This window comes from Pacificoceanicola algae (genome assembly GCF_049341065.1).
Lineage (GTDB): Bacteria > Pseudomonadota > Alphaproteobacteria > Rhodobacterales > Rhodobacteraceae > Pacificoceanicola.
The window spans coordinates 38,176-53,589 of the sequence record NZ_JBMPIX010000020.1 but is presented as its reverse complement, the minus strand read 5'-3'; the positions used below and the strand labels follow the sequence as shown (position 1 = coordinate 53,589).

At 62.5% G+C, this 15,414-nt stretch carries 13 protein-coding genes; 8 read left to right on the top strand and 5 right to left on the bottom strand.

From position 1 onward, the window contains the following. Positions 1 to 9: 9 nt before the first annotated feature. Positions 10 to 924, bottom strand: a complete 915-nt coding sequence (gene truB, locus ACOYQJ_RS20665) for a tRNA pseudouridine(55) synthase TruB (protein WP_422907901.1) — start codon at positions 922 to 924, stop codon at positions 10 to 12. Positions 925 to 1,051: 127 nt separating this feature from the next. Between truB and ACOYQJ_RS20660 the strand changes: the two genes are divergently transcribed. Further along, entirely contained in the window at positions 1,052 to 2,005 is a 954-nt protein-coding gene (locus ACOYQJ_RS20660; protein ID WP_422907900.1) for a quinone oxidoreductase family protein, read from the top strand. Between the two features lie 33 nt (positions 2,006 to 2,038). Here ACOYQJ_RS20660 and metG read toward each other — a convergent pair whose 3' ends face one another. The 3 genes from metG to ACOYQJ_RS20645 form a co-directional block, all read right to left on the bottom strand. Next, positions 2,039 to 3,751, bottom strand: coding sequence for a methionine--tRNA ligase (metG, locus tag ACOYQJ_RS20655; protein WP_422907899.1), 1,713 nt, complete (start codon positions 3,749 to 3,751; stop codon positions 2,039 to 2,041). Positions 3,752 to 3,819: 68 nt separating this feature from the next. After that, the gene (locus tag ACOYQJ_RS20650; RefSeq protein ID WP_422907898.1) at positions 3,820 to 5,067 is read right to left on the bottom strand and encodes an MFS transporter; all 1,248 of its coding nucleotides are present in this window, start codon (positions 5,065 to 5,067) and stop codon (positions 3,820 to 3,822) included. A gap of 168 nt (positions 5,068 to 5,235) precedes the next feature. Next, positions 5,236 to 5,886 carry an ImuA family protein gene (locus ACOYQJ_RS20645; RefSeq protein ID WP_422907897.1) on the bottom strand — a complete coding sequence of 217 codons (651 nt, stop codon included), beginning with the start codon at positions 5,884 to 5,886 and terminating at the stop codon, positions 5,236 to 5,238. A gap of 110 nt (positions 5,887 to 5,996) precedes the next feature. Here ACOYQJ_RS20645 and ACOYQJ_RS20640 point away from each other — a divergent pair, with 110 nt between their 5' ends. Then, entirely contained in the window at positions 5,997 to 7,037 is a 1,041-nt protein-coding gene (locus ACOYQJ_RS20640; protein ID WP_422907896.1) for an aldo/keto reductase, read from the top strand. A 34-nt stretch (positions 7,038 to 7,071) separates the two neighbouring features. Here the strand turns inward: ACOYQJ_RS20640 and ACOYQJ_RS20635 are convergent, their stop codons facing one another. Further along, positions 7,072 to 7,932, bottom strand: a complete 861-nt coding sequence (locus tag ACOYQJ_RS20635; protein WP_422907895.1) for a helix-turn-helix domain-containing protein — start codon at positions 7,930 to 7,932, stop codon at positions 7,072 to 7,074. 113 nt (positions 7,933 to 8,045) lie between these two features. Between ACOYQJ_RS20635 and ACOYQJ_RS20630 the strand changes: the two genes are divergently transcribed. From ACOYQJ_RS20630 to ACOYQJ_RS20605, 6 genes are all read left to right on the top strand, one after another. Next, complete coding sequence (locus tag ACOYQJ_RS20630) at positions 8,046 to 8,969, top strand: fatty acid desaturase (protein ID WP_422907894.1); 924 nt, start codon at positions 8,046 to 8,048, stop codon at positions 8,967 to 8,969. 21 nt (positions 8,970 to 8,990) lie between these two features. Beyond that, positions 8,991 to 9,893 (top strand): EamA family transporter, encoded by a 903-nt coding sequence (locus ACOYQJ_RS20625; protein WP_422907893.1) that lies wholly within the window; start codon positions 8,991 to 8,993, stop codon positions 9,891 to 9,893. A 109-nt stretch (positions 9,894 to 10,002) separates the two neighbouring features. After that, entirely contained in the window at positions 10,003 to 12,027 is a 2,025-nt protein-coding gene (locus ACOYQJ_RS20620; RefSeq protein WP_422907892.1) for an FAD-dependent oxidoreductase, read from the top strand. 175 nt (positions 12,028 to 12,202) lie between these two features. After that, positions 12,203 to 13,636, top strand: coding sequence for a cell envelope integrity protein CreD (creD, locus tag ACOYQJ_RS20615; RefSeq protein ID WP_422907891.1), 1,434 nt, complete (start codon positions 12,203 to 12,205; stop codon positions 13,634 to 13,636). 79 nt (positions 13,637 to 13,715) lie between these two features. Beyond that, complete coding sequence (locus ACOYQJ_RS20610; protein ID WP_422907890.1) at positions 13,716 to 14,276, top strand: type 1 glutamine amidotransferase domain-containing protein; 561 nt, start codon at positions 13,716 to 13,718, stop codon at positions 14,274 to 14,276. Positions 14,277 to 14,464: 188 nt separating this feature from the next. Next, positions 14,465 to 15,370: a LysR family transcriptional regulator gene (locus ACOYQJ_RS20605; protein ID WP_422907889.1), complete on the top strand. Its 906-nt coding sequence runs from the start codon at positions 14,465 to 14,467 to the stop codon at positions 15,368 to 15,370. The last annotated feature ends 44 nt before the right edge of the window (positions 15,371 to 15,414 follow it).

The following is a 15,414-nucleotide window of genomic DNA, read 5'->3' as shown; positions in this document are numbered from 1 at the left end:
CCGCAGGCGTTACTCTGGCGCCTGTGCGAAGACCCGGGTCGGGTGCAATTCCCCGGCGCGAAAGGTGCCGACGGCCAGTGCGCGGCCGTTGATCGAGGCCCAGGCCTCATCTCCGTATTCCACGTCATTGGGGATCACCATGCCCGGGTTGCCGTTGCGCAGACGCGCGGCGCCCTCGGGGGTGGCTTTGAGTTCGGGCAGATCGGTGAGGCCTTCTTCGAGCGGGCGAATGTAGGCATCCAGCGCCGGAGTGCGGGCCATTTCGTCGATCTGTTCGATGCTCAGCCCATCCTCGGCGTCCCAGGGGCCGGACCAGATGCGGCGCAGGGTCAACACGTGGCCATGGCAGCCAAGCGCCTTGCCCAGATCGCGGGCGATGGACCGGACATAGCCGCCCTTGCCGCAGGTCATCTCAAGTTCGACGTGATCGGGATCGGGGCGGTCGGTCAGCAGCAATTCCTCGACCCAGAGGGGGCGGGCGGCGAGTTCCATTTCTTCGCCGTCGCGGGCGCGTTTGTAGGCGCGCTCTCCATCGACCTTGACCGCCGAAAACTGCGGCGGCACCTGCATGATGTCGCCGACAAAGCCGCTGAGCGCCTCTTTGATTTCGTCGTCCGTGGGGCGAAGATCGCTTGTTGCGATCACTTCGCCTTCGGTGTCATCGGTATTGGTTGCCTGCCCAAGACGCACGGTAAAGCGGTAGGCCTTCAGCGCATCGGTGATATAGGGCACCGTCTTGGTCGCCTCACCCAGTGCAATCGCCAGCACGCCTGTCGCCTCGGGGTCCAGCGTGCCGGCATGTCCTGCCTTTTGCGCCTCAAGCGCCCAGCGGACCTTGTTCACCACAGCGGTCGAGGTGATGCCAGCAGGTTTGTCGACCACCAGCCAACCGGAAATGTCGCGACCCTTGCGCTTGCGTGCCATGCTTTGTTCCCTTTGGATAAGGCGGGCGGCGTAACAAGCGGCGCAGGAGCTGTCAATCGCGCGTTGACCTTGGACAATGCGCCGGGGCGGTTGGCGGACTAAGGTGGCATCGTGAAAGGGGCCCAGAATGAAGGCAATTGTCCAGAACCGCTATGGCGGGCCCGAGCATTTGCGGCTGGCCGATCTGCCGTTGCCTGAGCCGGGTAAAGGGCAGATCCGCGTCAGAGTGCTGGCCTGCGGGGTCAACCTGTCGGATTGGGAATACCTTGTGGGATCGCCGTTCTATGCGCGGATGGTGGGCGGGTTGTGGCGGCCCAAGCAACCGGTGCTTGGATCGGATATTGTCGGGTTCATCGACGGTTTGGGCGAGGGCGTGACCGGCTTCAAACCAGGTGACCGGATCATGGGCGATTTCGTTATGACGCGGGGCGGATTTGCCGAATTTGCCTGTGTTCCTGCGGCCCAAACGGTTGCCGTACCTGATGTGCTGTCGGACGATATCGCCGCCTGCCTGCCGCAGGCAGGGGGCATCGCGCAGGCCGGGACCGAGGGGCTGTCGCCGGGACTGCGCCTTTTGATCAACGGCGCGGGCGGTGGATCGGGGACAATGGCGCTACAGTTGGCCAAGGCGGCAGGCGCGCATGTCACGACGGTGGACACTGGCGGAAAAGTCGATTGGCTAAAGTCCCTTGGGGCCGATGAGGTGATCGACTATCGTCAGCGCGATTTTGCGGATGGCAATGCCCGGTGGGATCGAATTCTGGACATGGTCGCCACACGTGGGCCGCGCCAGATTGCGCGGGCGCTGTCGCCCGGCGGTGCTTACAAGGCCGCCGGGGGGCAGGTCAGGGTCTTGCTGGCACTTGTATTTGGCGGAGCGGCATATCGGCTGCGCGGCAAATCTATCGGCATGCTGTTGGTGCCTTCGGGGCGCGAACTGACCCAGCGCGTGGCGCAAATGGCAATTGGCGGTCGGATGGCCCCGCATCTCGTAGGCGTGCTGCCGCTTTCAGATGTACCCGAGGCGCTGAGACGCACCGGGCAAGGGGAGGTCAAGGGCAAGCTGGTGATCAAGCCCTGACTTTTGCGTTACGTGATCGGCGCGGTCGTCCTGTCAGGTGCGCACGCCCGCAAAGCGTTCCTGCCATTCTTCGCGCTCGGCATCGGTGATCTTGCGGAAGGTCACTTCGGGCACGGTGAAGGCGTGGCCCTCGGGCATGACGGCAAGCGCGGCGGCGATGTCCGTTGGCCAGTCGGTCACGTCCGATTGCATCGCCTCTTGCAGTTGCGCACAGGCGTCCGGGATGAAGGGCGCCGAGATGACGGCGTAAAGCCGGATCAGGTTCAGCGCGAGACGGATTTGCGCGGCGGCCTGATCGGGGTCGGTCTTGAAGGTGGTCCAGGGCGCAACCTCTTGCAGGTATTCGTTGCCCAAAGCCCAGGCTGCGCGCAGGGCGCTTGCGGCTTTGCGGACTTCGATGGCCTCCATGTGCTCTTCGTATTCGCGGATCTTGGCAGTCAGGTCAGCGATCAGCTTTGCCTCGGCCGCGCCATAGGTGCCGCCCGAGGGCACCGCTTCGGAGAATTTCGAGCGGCAGAATTTGGTGACACGCGACGCAAAGTTGCCCAGCACGTCGGCCAGATCCTTGTTCACAGAAGTCTGGAAATTCTCCCAGGTGAATTCCGCATCTGACGACTCGGGCGCGTGGCTCAGCAGCCACCAGCGCCAGTAGTCCGCCGGAAGGATTTCCAGCGCCTGATCCATGAAGACACCGCGCCCGCGCGAGGTGCTGAACTGGCCGCCGTCATAGTTCAGGTAGTTGAATGACTTGATGTAATCGACCAGTTTCCACGGCTCGCCCGAGCCAAGGATCGTCACCGGGAAGGACAGGGTGTGGAAGGGCACGTTGTCCTTGCCCATGAACTGGGTATAGCGCACATCATCCGCGCCCTTGTCGGTGCGCCACCAGCGTTCCCAATCGGTGCCTTTGCCAGCCTCGACCCATTCGGCGCCGCAGGCGATGTATTCGATCGGCGCGTCGAACCAGACGTAAAAGACCTTGCCTTCCATGCCGGGCCAGGGCTCATCGCCCTTTTGCACCGGGATGCCCCAATCCAGATCGCGGGTGATACCGCGATCCTGCAATCCATCACCATCGTTCAGCCATTTCTTGGCGATCGAGGTGGTCAGGATGGGCCAGTCGGTCTTGGAGTCGATCCACGCCTCTAGCTGGTCCTTCATCTTGGACTGGCGCAGATACAGGTGCTTGGTCTCGCGCATTTCCAGATCGGTCGAACCGGAGATCGTCGAATGTGGATTGATCAGATCAACCGGGTCGAGCTGTTTGGTGCAGTTGTCGCACTGATCGCCGCGCGCGCTTTCAAAGCCGCAGTTCGGGCAGGTACCCTCGATATAGCGGTCGGGCAGAAAGCGGCCATCGGCCTTGGAATACATCTGGGTTTCCGACACTTCGCGGATCAGCCCGTTCTTTTCCAACTGGGCGGCGAAATGCTGGGTCAGTTTGTGGTTCTGCGGGCTGGACGAGCGGCCAAAGTGGTCAAAGGACAGCCGAAAGCCATCGGCGATCCTGGCCTGAACTTCCCACATCTCGGCGCAATACTCGGCCACGGGCTTGCCTGCCTTGGCGGCTGCGAGCTCGGCGGGGGTGCCGTGTTCGTCCGTGGCGCAAAGGAACAGCACCTCGTTTCCGCGGGCACGCAGGTATCGGGCATAGAGGTCAGCGGGCAATTGGCTGCCCACGAGATTGCCAAGGTGCTTGATGCCGTTGATGTAAGGAATGGCGGATGTAATCAGATGTCGGGCCATGTCTCACCTCTCTGCCGGTTTTCCCGGTCCTTAGCGCAAGGGCGCGCCGAGGGCCACAGAGATTTGCGTCAGCCTTGTCCGGAACTGTCGGGCGTTTTGTTCTCGCGGAAGCGCGACATCAGGCGTCCGACGGTAAACGACGTGCGCGGGGCGTAGACATAGGCGGTCCGGTCTTCGGCGGTGGGGCGGGCACGCATGCGGATGATGCCAAAGACGACAAGCAGCGCATGACCTGCGCCGATCATTGCGAACAGGGCGGGGGGGCCGTACCACTGGATCAGCGCAGAAGCGACCCAGGGGGCTGCGATGGCGCCGGTCGCGTACCAGAACATCAGCGCGGCTGACAGCTCGACCCGCTCATGGGTTTCGGCAAAGTCATGGGCATGGGCGGCCGAGACCGAATAGATCGGAAAGGTGGTCAGCCCGAACAGCGCGGCGGTGGCCATGATCCCGGCGGTGGACAGGTTCGACGCGGTTGCCGTCAGGGTGCAACTGCCGATGGCCGCAACCGACAGCCAGATCAGCACGCTGCGTCGGTCGAATTTGTCCGCCAGCCAGCCGACCGGCAATTGCGATACCGCGCCGCCCGCCACGAAAGCGGCCAGAAACAGCGCGATCTGATTGGTTTGCAGTCCGACCCCGGTGCCATAGACCGGCCCGACCATGCGGAACGAAGCGCTGGATAGTGCCGCCACCAGCACACCTGCCACCGCGAGCGGAGAGCGGCTCCAGGCAAGGGATGGGGTCAGGCGCGGGGCCTCGGGGGTTTCGGGCTGGTCCAACCGGGTCAGCGTCAGGGGCAGCAGCGAGGCGGTGCAGAGCAGGGCCAGCAGCGTGTACGAGATGTAATGCGCTGGTTCCAGCACCGAGATCAGCAACTGCGCCACCAGCGAGGCGCCCATATCCGCCACCCGGTAGGCGCCCATGGCGCGCCCGCGCGTCTCATTGGTGACCTTGGCCTGCAACCATGCCTCGACCACGGTGTAGCACCCGGCGATGCACATCCCTTGGGCGATCCGCAGGGCGGCCCATGCATAGGGGCTGTCGGTCAGGACATGCCCAAGGATGCCGATGGTGCCAAGAGCGGTGAAAGCGGCAAAGCCGCGCGAATGTCCGACCGACCCCATCAGGCGCGGCGCCCACCAGCAGCCGATGAAAAACCCAAGAAAATGCGCCGAACCCAGAAGACCGATCTGGGTGGTCGAGAACTCCAGCACAAAGCCCGACAGCGCATCGAGAGGCCCCAACCCTCCGGACGAGAGTTGCAGCAGGATGACCGACAGGAAGAGGGCGGCAAAGGTCAGGACAAGGCGCATGAGGGAATAGGAGCAGCATCCGTGAAGGTTGTCACGGTAGGAAGCGACCTGTCGTGTCGTTTTGTACGTGGGGCTGGCGGGGCGGTCAGTGTTGACGTGAAGCACGGGGCGAACCGAATGCGCAGGCGGCGTTTGGGCTGTTGTTCTTCAGGTTGCGCCCCAGGGATTTCAGGTCAGGGCGGTGCCTTGAGGGGCCAATGGCGGCTCTGCATCTTGGGTCGTTCGGGGCGCTTGTTTTGTCAAACTGTCCCCCTCCAGCCACCAGACCTGTGGCGGCAGCATCCGCGCCCGCATCCGTTCCAGCCGCCACAGATCGCGCCCGGGCAGGTGCGCGGGTTCCAGCCCCCAGCGGGTTTCGATCCCTGCCGCGCCGCCACGCCCCGGCGTCAGGATCAGCCCCAACGGCTGGCACATGCCCTGCGCCGCGCCGGTTTCAGCCGCCAGATGCAACCGGCGCACCGGGGTCATGGGGGGCGGTTCGGGCAGTTCGGTGATGACGGTGGGCACACAGCCTGCGCGCAGCACCTCCTCCATGCACCACAGCAGGTCCGAGGCGCTTTTGGGTGCCAGAAAGGTCACCTGTCCCGGGCCGATCAAGGGGACCATGCCATCCGGGTTCAACGCCCCGCCGCCGCGCTCTTGTGCAATCCAGAAGACGGGGCCACCGGCCTTGGCGGCAAGGCGCAGCGCCAGCGTGCGCCGCGCCCTCCCGCAAACCTCATGCACGCGGGCATAGGGCAGGCGCACGCCATCCCACAGCTCCAGCGCAGGGGGCGGGTGATGCGGGCGGCGGCCCAGAAGAGGATCGGCGAGACTCATGGCTCAAGGATACATGTTCCCTTTATGTTCTCAAGGGATTCGAGCGCGGGCTTGGCATCCGCGAACAGAAAGCTATGGTCCCGCGCAACGCATTCGACAGGAGAGACGCGATGAAGATGAACCCGCTGGGCCGTTCGGGCCTGATGGTGTCAGAGCTGTGCCTTGGCACGATGACCTTTGGCCGCCACACCGATGAGGCCGAGGCTCATGCTCAGATGGACATGGCGCTGGAGGGCGGCATCAACTTTATCGACACCGCCGAGATGTACCCGGTCAACCCAATCCAGAAGGAAACCGTAGGCCGCTCCGAAGAGGTGCTGGGCACTTGGTTCGAAAAGACCAAGCGGCGCGGCGACTGGGTGTTGGCCACAAAGATCACCGGCAAGGGCAACATGAACGTGCGCGACGGCGCGCCGATCACCGGCGATCTGATCCCGCAAACCGTCGAGGCTTCGCTCAAGCGGCTCAAAACCGACTACATCGATCTTTATCAACTGCACTGGCCGAACCGGGGCAGCTATATGTTCCGGCAGAATTGGCGCTATGACCCCTCGGGTCAGAACCGCGACGCGACGCTGCAAGACATGGCCGATGTGCTGGGCGCCCTCGGGCGCGAGGTGGAAAAGGGCACGATCCGCCACTTTGGCCTGTCGAACGAAACCGCATGGGGGACCGCCATGTGGCTGAAACTGGCCGAGGAAACCGGCGGGCCACGCGTCATGTCGATCCAGAATGAATATTCGCTGCTCTGCCGTCTGGCCGATACCGATCTGGCCGAACTGATGGTGAACGAAGAGGTTGGCCTGCTGCCGTTTTCGCCGCTGGCGCAGGGGCTTTTGACCGGCAAATACCAGAACGGCATTCCCGAAGGGTCGCGCCGCGTCGTCAACCCGGACCTCGGTGGGCGCATGACCGACCGCGTTTTGCCTGCCGCGCAGGCCTATCTGGATGTCGCCCGCGACTTTGGCGTGGACCCGGCTCAGATGGCGCTGGCCTGGTCCGCGCGGCGGCCTTTCGTGGCTTCGTCGATCTTTGGCGCGACGCATCTGGCGCAGGTGAAACACGCGCTGGGTGCGGCCGATCTGACCCTCTCCGAGGACCTGCTGGCAGCCATCGACACGGCGCACAAGGCCCATCCCCTGCCGTATTGATAACGCGTGGCGGGGGCAGATCCCCCGCCGCCGGTCAGGCGATTTGTTGTTCCAGTGCGCGCAGGTGGTCCGGAAGGGCGCGCGAGGTGATGCTGGCCTCTTTCACCAGATGGTCAAAATGGTTGGTAAAGGTCACGATCCGCTCGGTGTCGCGGAAGGCAAGGTAGCTTTGCCCGAGGTACAGCACCGCAAGCAGCGGACCAAAGACGGTGATCGGCGCTGAATACAGGCGGCGGGCGTCGAACAGGTAAATCCGCAGCCGTGGGTAAAGCGCTTCGGACAGCTCGATCAGGTGGCTCAGTTGTTCACGCCGCGCGGTCTCGGGCAGGCCGTCGTAATAGCCGGTGCCCTTGGCAAAACTGTCGAGTTCGAACAGCGGCATGGCAATTTCATAGTCCGAGCGCGACACCCGCATCCAGTTCAGCCGATCCGTCGCTGCGTTGATCGCCTGTTCGGTCGTGCGGCCAAGATGGGGTCCGTATTCCCATTCCAGCACAGCCTGCGTCTTGAACATGTCCGGCAGGGTCGCAGGAACGTAGCGGATCTTGTAGCCTTCGGCCTCGCGGTGCCAATCAAAGATCGCCTCGTCGATCAGCGCGCGGGGGGCTTTTGAGACTGTCATGGAAGTGGCGAGCAGGTCCGCCGCGCTTTCCGGACGGTCCGAAAGGCCCAACAGCCAATCCGTCGACACACCCAAAGCCTGCGCGCAGGCCCCGACCAGATGCGCGTTTGGCAGACGCGCACCCTTGTCCTTGAGCAATTGCGATATGGTGGAACGGTCCACCCGGATCGCCCGCGCCAAAGCGGTCTGATTGGTCCCGACGCGGGCCATGGCTTCGGAAAGGCGGGTGCGCAACAGGGCGGCGCGGCTGAGTTTGTCGATAGAAAGCGGCATGAGGTGATAATTATCACAATCAGGGAGTTTTGTTAATCAAATACGTAATTTCCAATATGATCACGAACAGGTTACCTGAAGGACGGATTTTCAAATATTTCAGAGGCTTGTGAATGTCAGCGTTGCGTCGCTTCCAGATCTCGCTAGGGTTGCGCGCCGCCGAATGGCCGACGTTCGGGTTGCTCATCCTGTGCTATGGGCTTTGGGTCCTTGGCACGACATTCGCCGCGACGCTTTGGCTGCCTTTGGGCATGGGGCTGGTCACACTGGGCGCGGCGCTACATTCCTCGCTGACCCACGAGATGCTGCACGGCCACCCGTTCCGGTCGCGCTTTTGGAACGCAGCGCTGGTTTTCCCGGCTTTGTCGATTGTCGTGCCCTACCTGCGGTTCAAGGACACGCATCTGGCGCATCACCGCGATTCAATCCTGACGGACCCTTATGACGATCCGGAAAGCAACTACCTTGATCCTGTGGTCTGGGCGGGTCTGGCGCGCTGGAAACGGGCGCTTTTGAGGGTCAACAACACTCTGGCGGGGCGTCTTCTGCTGGGGCCTTTGCTGGGCACATGGGCCTTTGCCGCTAGTGATCTGCGGGCGATCCGGGACGGTAATCGCCGGGTTTTGCTGGGTTGGTTGATACACGGTCCGGCGCTGGCTGTGGTGCTGTGGTGGATGATGGCCGTCGCGTCGATGCCGATCTGGGCCTTTTTGACCTCGACCTATGCGGCGCTGTCGATCCTCAAAATCCGCACGTTTCTGGAACATCAGGCGCATGAACAGGCGCGGGGCCGCACCGTGATCATCGAGGACAAGGGCCCCTTGGCGCTGATCTTCCTCAACAACAACCTGCATGTCGTTCATCATATGCACGCCGCCGTGCCGTGGTACCGGCTGCCACGGCTCTATTATCAGAACCGGGCGCGCTATCTTAGCCGCAACGAAGGCTATTGCTATCGCTCTTATGCCGAGGTGTTCCGACGCTATTTCTGGCGTGCAAAGGATCCCGTCCCGCATCCCCTCTGGCCAAAACCGTAAAGCGGAGGCATAGCGAGGGGCATGGAACTCTGGATCTTTGCGACCCTCTCGGCGGCGACCTTTCAAACGGTGCGCTTCATGCTGCAAAAAGTGCTGGCAGGCGGCGCCTTGTCGGCCACCGGCAGCACTTTTGCGCGCTTTGCCTATGCCGCGCCCGCCGCATGGCTGGTGATTGGCGGCTATCTCTGGGTCACCGGGCAAGGCCTGCCGCAACTTGGGCTAGAGTTTTGGCTTTGGGCGATTTTCGGCGGGCTGGGGCAGATCCTCGCGACGGTTCTGGTGGTCCTCACCTTTGCCGAGCGCAACTTTGCGGTGGGCATCACCTTCAAGAAAACCGAAGTCCTGCAGACCGCGCTGCTGGGGTTTGTCCTGCTGGGCGAGGCGATCAGCCTTGGCGGATGGATCGCGATCGGGATCGGCTTGGTCGGTGTGCTCATGCTGTCGCAAACGCCAGGATCGGTTGGCGCGCTCTGGCGCAGGCTGGCCGGGCGCGCGGTGGTTCTTGGGGTCGGATCGGGGTTCTTCTTTGCGGTGTCCGGCGTGGGATATCGTGCAGCGACTCTGGCGGTGCCCAGCGAAGACCCGATCATGCGGGCGGGCATGGCGCTGGTCTGCGTGACGGCCATGCAGGCGGTGTCGCTTGCGCTATGGCTGCGGTTGCGCGAACCGGGACAGTTGACGGCCGTCTGGGGTGCGCGAAAAAAAGCCGTCTGGCTGGGTGTGACATCCATGGCGGGCACGTTGTCGTGGTTCACCGCCTTCACACTGCAAACGGCGGCCTATGTCTATGCCTTGGGTCAGGTCGAACTGATCCTGTCACTGGCGGCCTCGGTCCTGTTCTTTCGCGAAACCGTGACAAGGCGCGAGGTGGCGGGGATCGGGTTCCTGACAGCCTCGATCGTGGTGCTGGTTCTGGTCGCCTGATCGTGGCGGAATGAAATCCAGGCTGGTGGACCTGTGACGCCACGTTTGACGGTGACAGGGCACCTGCTTTCATGTGTTCTGCCCCTGACCACGCGAAGGGAGGCCGCTCATGTCCACTTACCCCCATCTTCTAGCCCCGCTCGACCTTGGGTTCACCACGCTGAAAAACCGGGTGCTCATGGGGTCGATGCATACGAACCTTGAGGAAACCGGCGATTGGAACCGGGTGGCCGAATTCTATGCGACGCGGGCGCGGGGCGGCGTCAGCCTGATGGTCACTGGGGGCATGGCGCCGAACCGAGAAGGCGGGGTTTTTCCGGGGGCAGCGGGGCTGTTCTCCGACGAAGACATCGCCAATCACAGGATGATCACGGACCGCGTGCACGAGGCGGGTGGCAAGATCGCGATGCAGATCTTGCACGCCGGGCGGTATGCCTATGGGCCGGAGTGTGTTGCGCCTTCTGCGGTGAAATCCCCCATCTCTCCTTTTCCGCCGAAAGAGCTGGACGAAGATGGAATCGAAAAGCAGATCGCCGATATCGCAACCGCCGCCGCCCGGGCCCGCGAGGCCGGATACGATGGCGTCGAGGTGATGGGCTCGGAGGGGTATTTCCTCAACCAATTCATCGTGACCCATACCAACAAACGCATGGACCGCTGGGGCGGATCCTACGAGAACCGCATTCGCCTGCCTTTGGAAGTGGTGCGCCGGGTGCGCGCGGCGGTGGGCGACGATTTCATCGTGATCTACCGCCTGTCGATGATCGATCTGGTGCCGAACGGATCCACCTTCGACGAGGTGGTGCATCTGGCGCAAGAGGTCGAGAAAGCCGGGGCAAGCATCATCAACACCGGCATCGGCTGGCACGAGGCGCGGGTGCCGACGATCGCCACCAGTGTGCCGCGCGCGGCCTTTGCCTGGGTGACGAAAAAGCTGATGGGCAAGGTCGGTATCCCGGTGATCACTTCGAACCGGATCAACACGCCCGAAGTGGCCGAGGATGTTCTGGCCACGGGCTGTGCCGACATGGTGTCGATGGCGCGGCCTTTCCTTGCGGATCCGGACTTTGTCGCCAAGGCCGCGGCGGGCAAGAGCGCGTTGATTGCGCCGTGCATCGCCTGCAATCAGGCCTGTCTTGACCATACTTTTGCCGGCAAGGTGTCGAGCTGCCTCGTGAACCCCAAAGCCTGCTACGAGACCGAGGTGATTGTGGAACCGTCCGACGCGATCAAAAGCGTGGCAGTGGTCGGGGCCGGCCCTGCGGGTCTGTCGGCGGCCATCACGGCAGCCGAGCGCGGGCATCAGGTGACCGTATTTGACCGTGACAGCCAGATTGGCGGGCAGTTGAACATGGCGCGGAAGGTGCCGGGGAAAGAGGAATTCGATGGGCTGGTGGACTGGTTCGCGGCCATGGTCGCAGATCTTGGTGTGACGCTTCGGCTGGGCGCTGAGGTTGGCGTGGATGATCTGGCGGGTTTTGACGAGGTGATCATCGCCACGGGCGTGCGCCCGCGCGAACCCGGAATTCCGGGGCAGGATCATGCAAAGGTTCTGGGCTATATCGACGTGCTGAAAGGCGGTGCCACGGTGGGGCCGCGCGTTGCGGTGATTGGCGCCGGGGGCATTGGATTTGACGTGGCCGAGTTCCTTGTGACCGAGAACAGCCCGACGGAAAGCCTGCCAGACTGGTTGCGCGAATGGGGGGTTGCTGATCCTGCCGAGCATCGCTCGGGGCTGGCGCCAGAGGGGCCGCAACCGGACAAGCCGGTGCGCGAAGTTGTCTTGTTGCAGCGGAAATCCGAAAAGCCAGGCAAGCGTTTGGGCAAGACCACGGGCTGGATCCATCGTCAGGCGTTGGTGATGAAGGGCGTTCAGATGAAGGCTGGCGTGAATTACGAGCGTATCGACGATGAGGGGCTTCATATCAGCTTTGGCGAAGCGCGAGAGCGACCCGAAGTGATCGCCTGTGACACGGTGGTTCTGTGTTCCGGGCAAGAGAGCGAGCGCAACCTTGCCGATGCTTTGGAGGCGCAGGGCGTTAAGTGCCATGTGATCGGCGGCGCGGATCTGGCTGCCGAACTGGATGCCAAACGGGCGATCAATCAAGGGGTGCGTCTGGCCGCCGGGCTTTGAGGCTTTGGGTCTGCGGGCGGCTCTTGTTCCTGCGGAACGTCGCCCGCCCACCGACCCATAAACGCAGCGCTTAATGCACAAACAGTGCACATCCCGTGCGCAGGGGCTGCGCGTGAGGTTGGCTATTGGGGTGGCATGGTCCAACCAAAGTGAGTGATTTTTGATGCCTGTCCCCATGACTCAATCCGCCGGGCGGCGGTTCTTTATTGTCGGCTTTCTGGTGCTGCTGATGTTCATCCCGCTGTTCTTTGCGGCGGAGGTGATTCAGGAGCGCAAGTTCTATTCCGAGCAAACCCTGCGCGAGGTCGGGAAGGAATGGGGCGGGGCGCAGAGCCTGTCCGGCCCGCAGCTTGTTATTCCGGTTGAAGAGACGATCACCCGTCTGGCCACACGGCCTAGACTTGACCCGTTGAGCGGTATCGTGATGACCGATCCGGTCAGCGGCGAGGAATTGGTCGAAAGATTCGAAGAGGTGGTAACTCAGCTGGGAAATCCGGTTTTTTTGTATCCCGAAAACTTTGATGTTCAGATCGGCACGCAGACGCAGATCCGCAGTCGCGGGATTTTCCGGGTGCCGGTCTATCAAGCCGAGGCCGGGCTTCGTTTTCACTTTGCGCCCGAGGCGGCCGAGGGTCTGATCGGCAACAACGAACGGCTTTTGTGGGAAGAGGCGGAGGTGCGTCTGAGTGTTGCCAGCAACCGGGCGCTACGCGGCGAGGCCCGTCTGACGGTTGATGGCGCTGAGCAGGCCCTTGAGCCGCGCACGGATCGGCAGGGGCTGCTGGCGCCGGTGGGTGACCCGAGACAAGCGCAGGCCTATCATCTTGTGCTGGCCTTCAACGGGGCACAGTCGCTGTTCGTAGCGCCGGTCGGGCGGAACAGCCGCGTACAAGTGACCAGTGACTGGCCACACCCGTCCTTTGGCGGAGCTTTCCTGCCCGATGGGTCCGAGATCAGCGACGCAGGCTTTGTCGCCACTTGGACCATTCCGCATCTGGCCCGCGCGCTGCCGCAAGCCTCGCGCAGCGATATGGAAAGCGAAGCCAGCGCGACGGCTTTGGGCGTGCGCTATATCGAGCCGAACGATTTTTACCAAAAGGCCTATCGCGCGGCGCGTTACGGGGTGTTGTTCATTGCTCTGACGTTCCTGACCATTCTTTTGATCGAGCGTGGTGCGGACGAAGCCTCAGGCCGCCCGGCTCATGCGGTGCAGTATATTCTGGTGGGTTTGGCGCAGACGGTCTTTGTACTGCTTATGGTCAGCTATGCCGAGCACCTTGGATTTACGCTCAGCTATGCGATTTCCGCTGGTGCGACGGTCGCCCTGCTGACGCTTTATGGCGTTGTCGGGCTCAAGCTCGGGCAGCGGGCGCTGGTATTGGGAGGCACCTTGTTGGTGCTCTATGCGGTGCTTTATCTGATCCTGCAATCGGCCGATTATGCGCTTCTCGCTGGATCGACCTTGGCTTTCCTTGCCTTGGCGCTGACGATGATCGTCACCCGGAACGAGGATTGGATCGGGCCAGAGCGCCAGCGCGGACCGGGCGTTCTGGCAGGGGCGTTGGGCAAGACTCAGCAGCCTGCGTCAGGCGCCACACCCCCTGCGTGACCCTATTGGCCAACGTTCCCGGAACCGAATTGCCCCGGGGACGTTGTTCCCATGAAACGAAACGAAAGGAGGCAGCACGATGCCAAGCATAGACAGTGCGAAGATCCTGATTGTTTCGACCCATGGGTTTGAGCAGTCCGAGCTGGAAGTCCCACGCGATCAGCTGCGTGCCAAAGGTGCGCAGGTCGATGTCGCCAGTCTTGACGGTCAGCCGATCAAGGGCTGGGATGGCAGTGACTGGGGGCGCGAGGTCACGGCCGATCTGAAGTTGGCCGATGTGGACCCGGACGCGTACCACGCGCTGGTCATTCCCGGCGGTCAGATCAACCCTGACCTACTGCGCGTCGAGGATGATGTAATCGCGCTGGTCAACCATTTTGACCATGCCGGTGCCGTCATCGCGGCAGTCTGCCACGCACCTTGGGTGCTGATCGAGTCGGGTGTCGCCAAGGGGCGGGACATGACTTCGTACCATTCAATCAAGACCGACGTGACCAACGCGGGTGCGAACTGGATCAACGCCGAGGTGGTGGTAGACAAAGGTATAGTCACCAGCCGCAACCCCGGGGATCTGGATGCCTTCGTGGCCAAGATCGTTGAAGAGGTGGAAACCGGTAAACATGATCGCGCAGCCGCCTGAAGAAGCGGCCCGTGACCTATCCTGTCGCCCGGCATCCCAGTGGTGCCGGGCTTTTTCGTGCCGAAATCCTGTTTCCGATGCACAGACAGCCCCTGCATTTCCCCTCAATTGTCGCCCCAATGCCCAAGTTGCGCCGCAGTTGACAGGCAATCCTTGTTGCAACCGAAAGAGATAAAAGAGGGACGCGCATGGATCGCCTCACGGAAATGGAAGCATTCGCCACGGTCGTCGACCAAGGGGGCTTTACCGATGCCGCGAAGAAGATGGGGATTTCCAAATCCGCTGTCTCCAAGCATGTATCCTCGCTGGAGGCGCGCCTTGGAGCGCGACTTCTGAACCGGACAACGCGGCGTGTGTCGCCGACCGAAATTGGCCTTGCCTATTATGATCGCGCCCGCCGCGTGCTGAATGACGCAGGCGAGGCGGATGCGCTGGTCACGTCGATGCAAAGCGCGCCGTCAGGGTTGCTGCGGATCAGTGTGGCGACGGACTTTGGCGTGAACCACCTAAGCCCGGTGTTGGGTGATTTCCTTGCGGAATTCCCGGACATCACGGTGAATATGGTGCTGAACAACCGCTATGTTGAACTGATCTCGGAAGGGTTCGACATGGCCATCCGGATTGGCGAGCTTGAGGACAGCACCCTGCGCGCCCGCAAGCTGACCGAGACGACGAAACGCATGATCGCCTCGCCGAGCTATTTCCAGAAGTTCGGGCGTCCGCAACGCATTGACGATCTGAACGAACACAAGCTTCTGCATTATTCGAACCAGTCTTCGGGCAATATGTGGAAGATCACCGCGCCTTCGGGCGAAAAGCGGCAGGTGCGCACCGCGGGCTGGCTGACCGTGAACGATGGCCAGTCACTGCTGAATGCCTGTATCGCGGGACTCGGCATCGCCTATCTGCCGTCATACCTTTATCACGAGGCGTTGGATCAGGGGCTGGTCCAAGAGGTCATCCCCGATCTGCCGCAGGAAACCCAGGGCATCTACGCGGTCTACCCGCCGGGCCGGTTCACCCAGCCCAAGGTGCGGGCTTTCATCGACTTTCTGGTGCATTCTTTCGCCGAAAAAGGGCCGCACAGCTGGTAATTCAGGCGTGCCGGTCCGGCGCGGAAACTCTGATACCCGCAAGA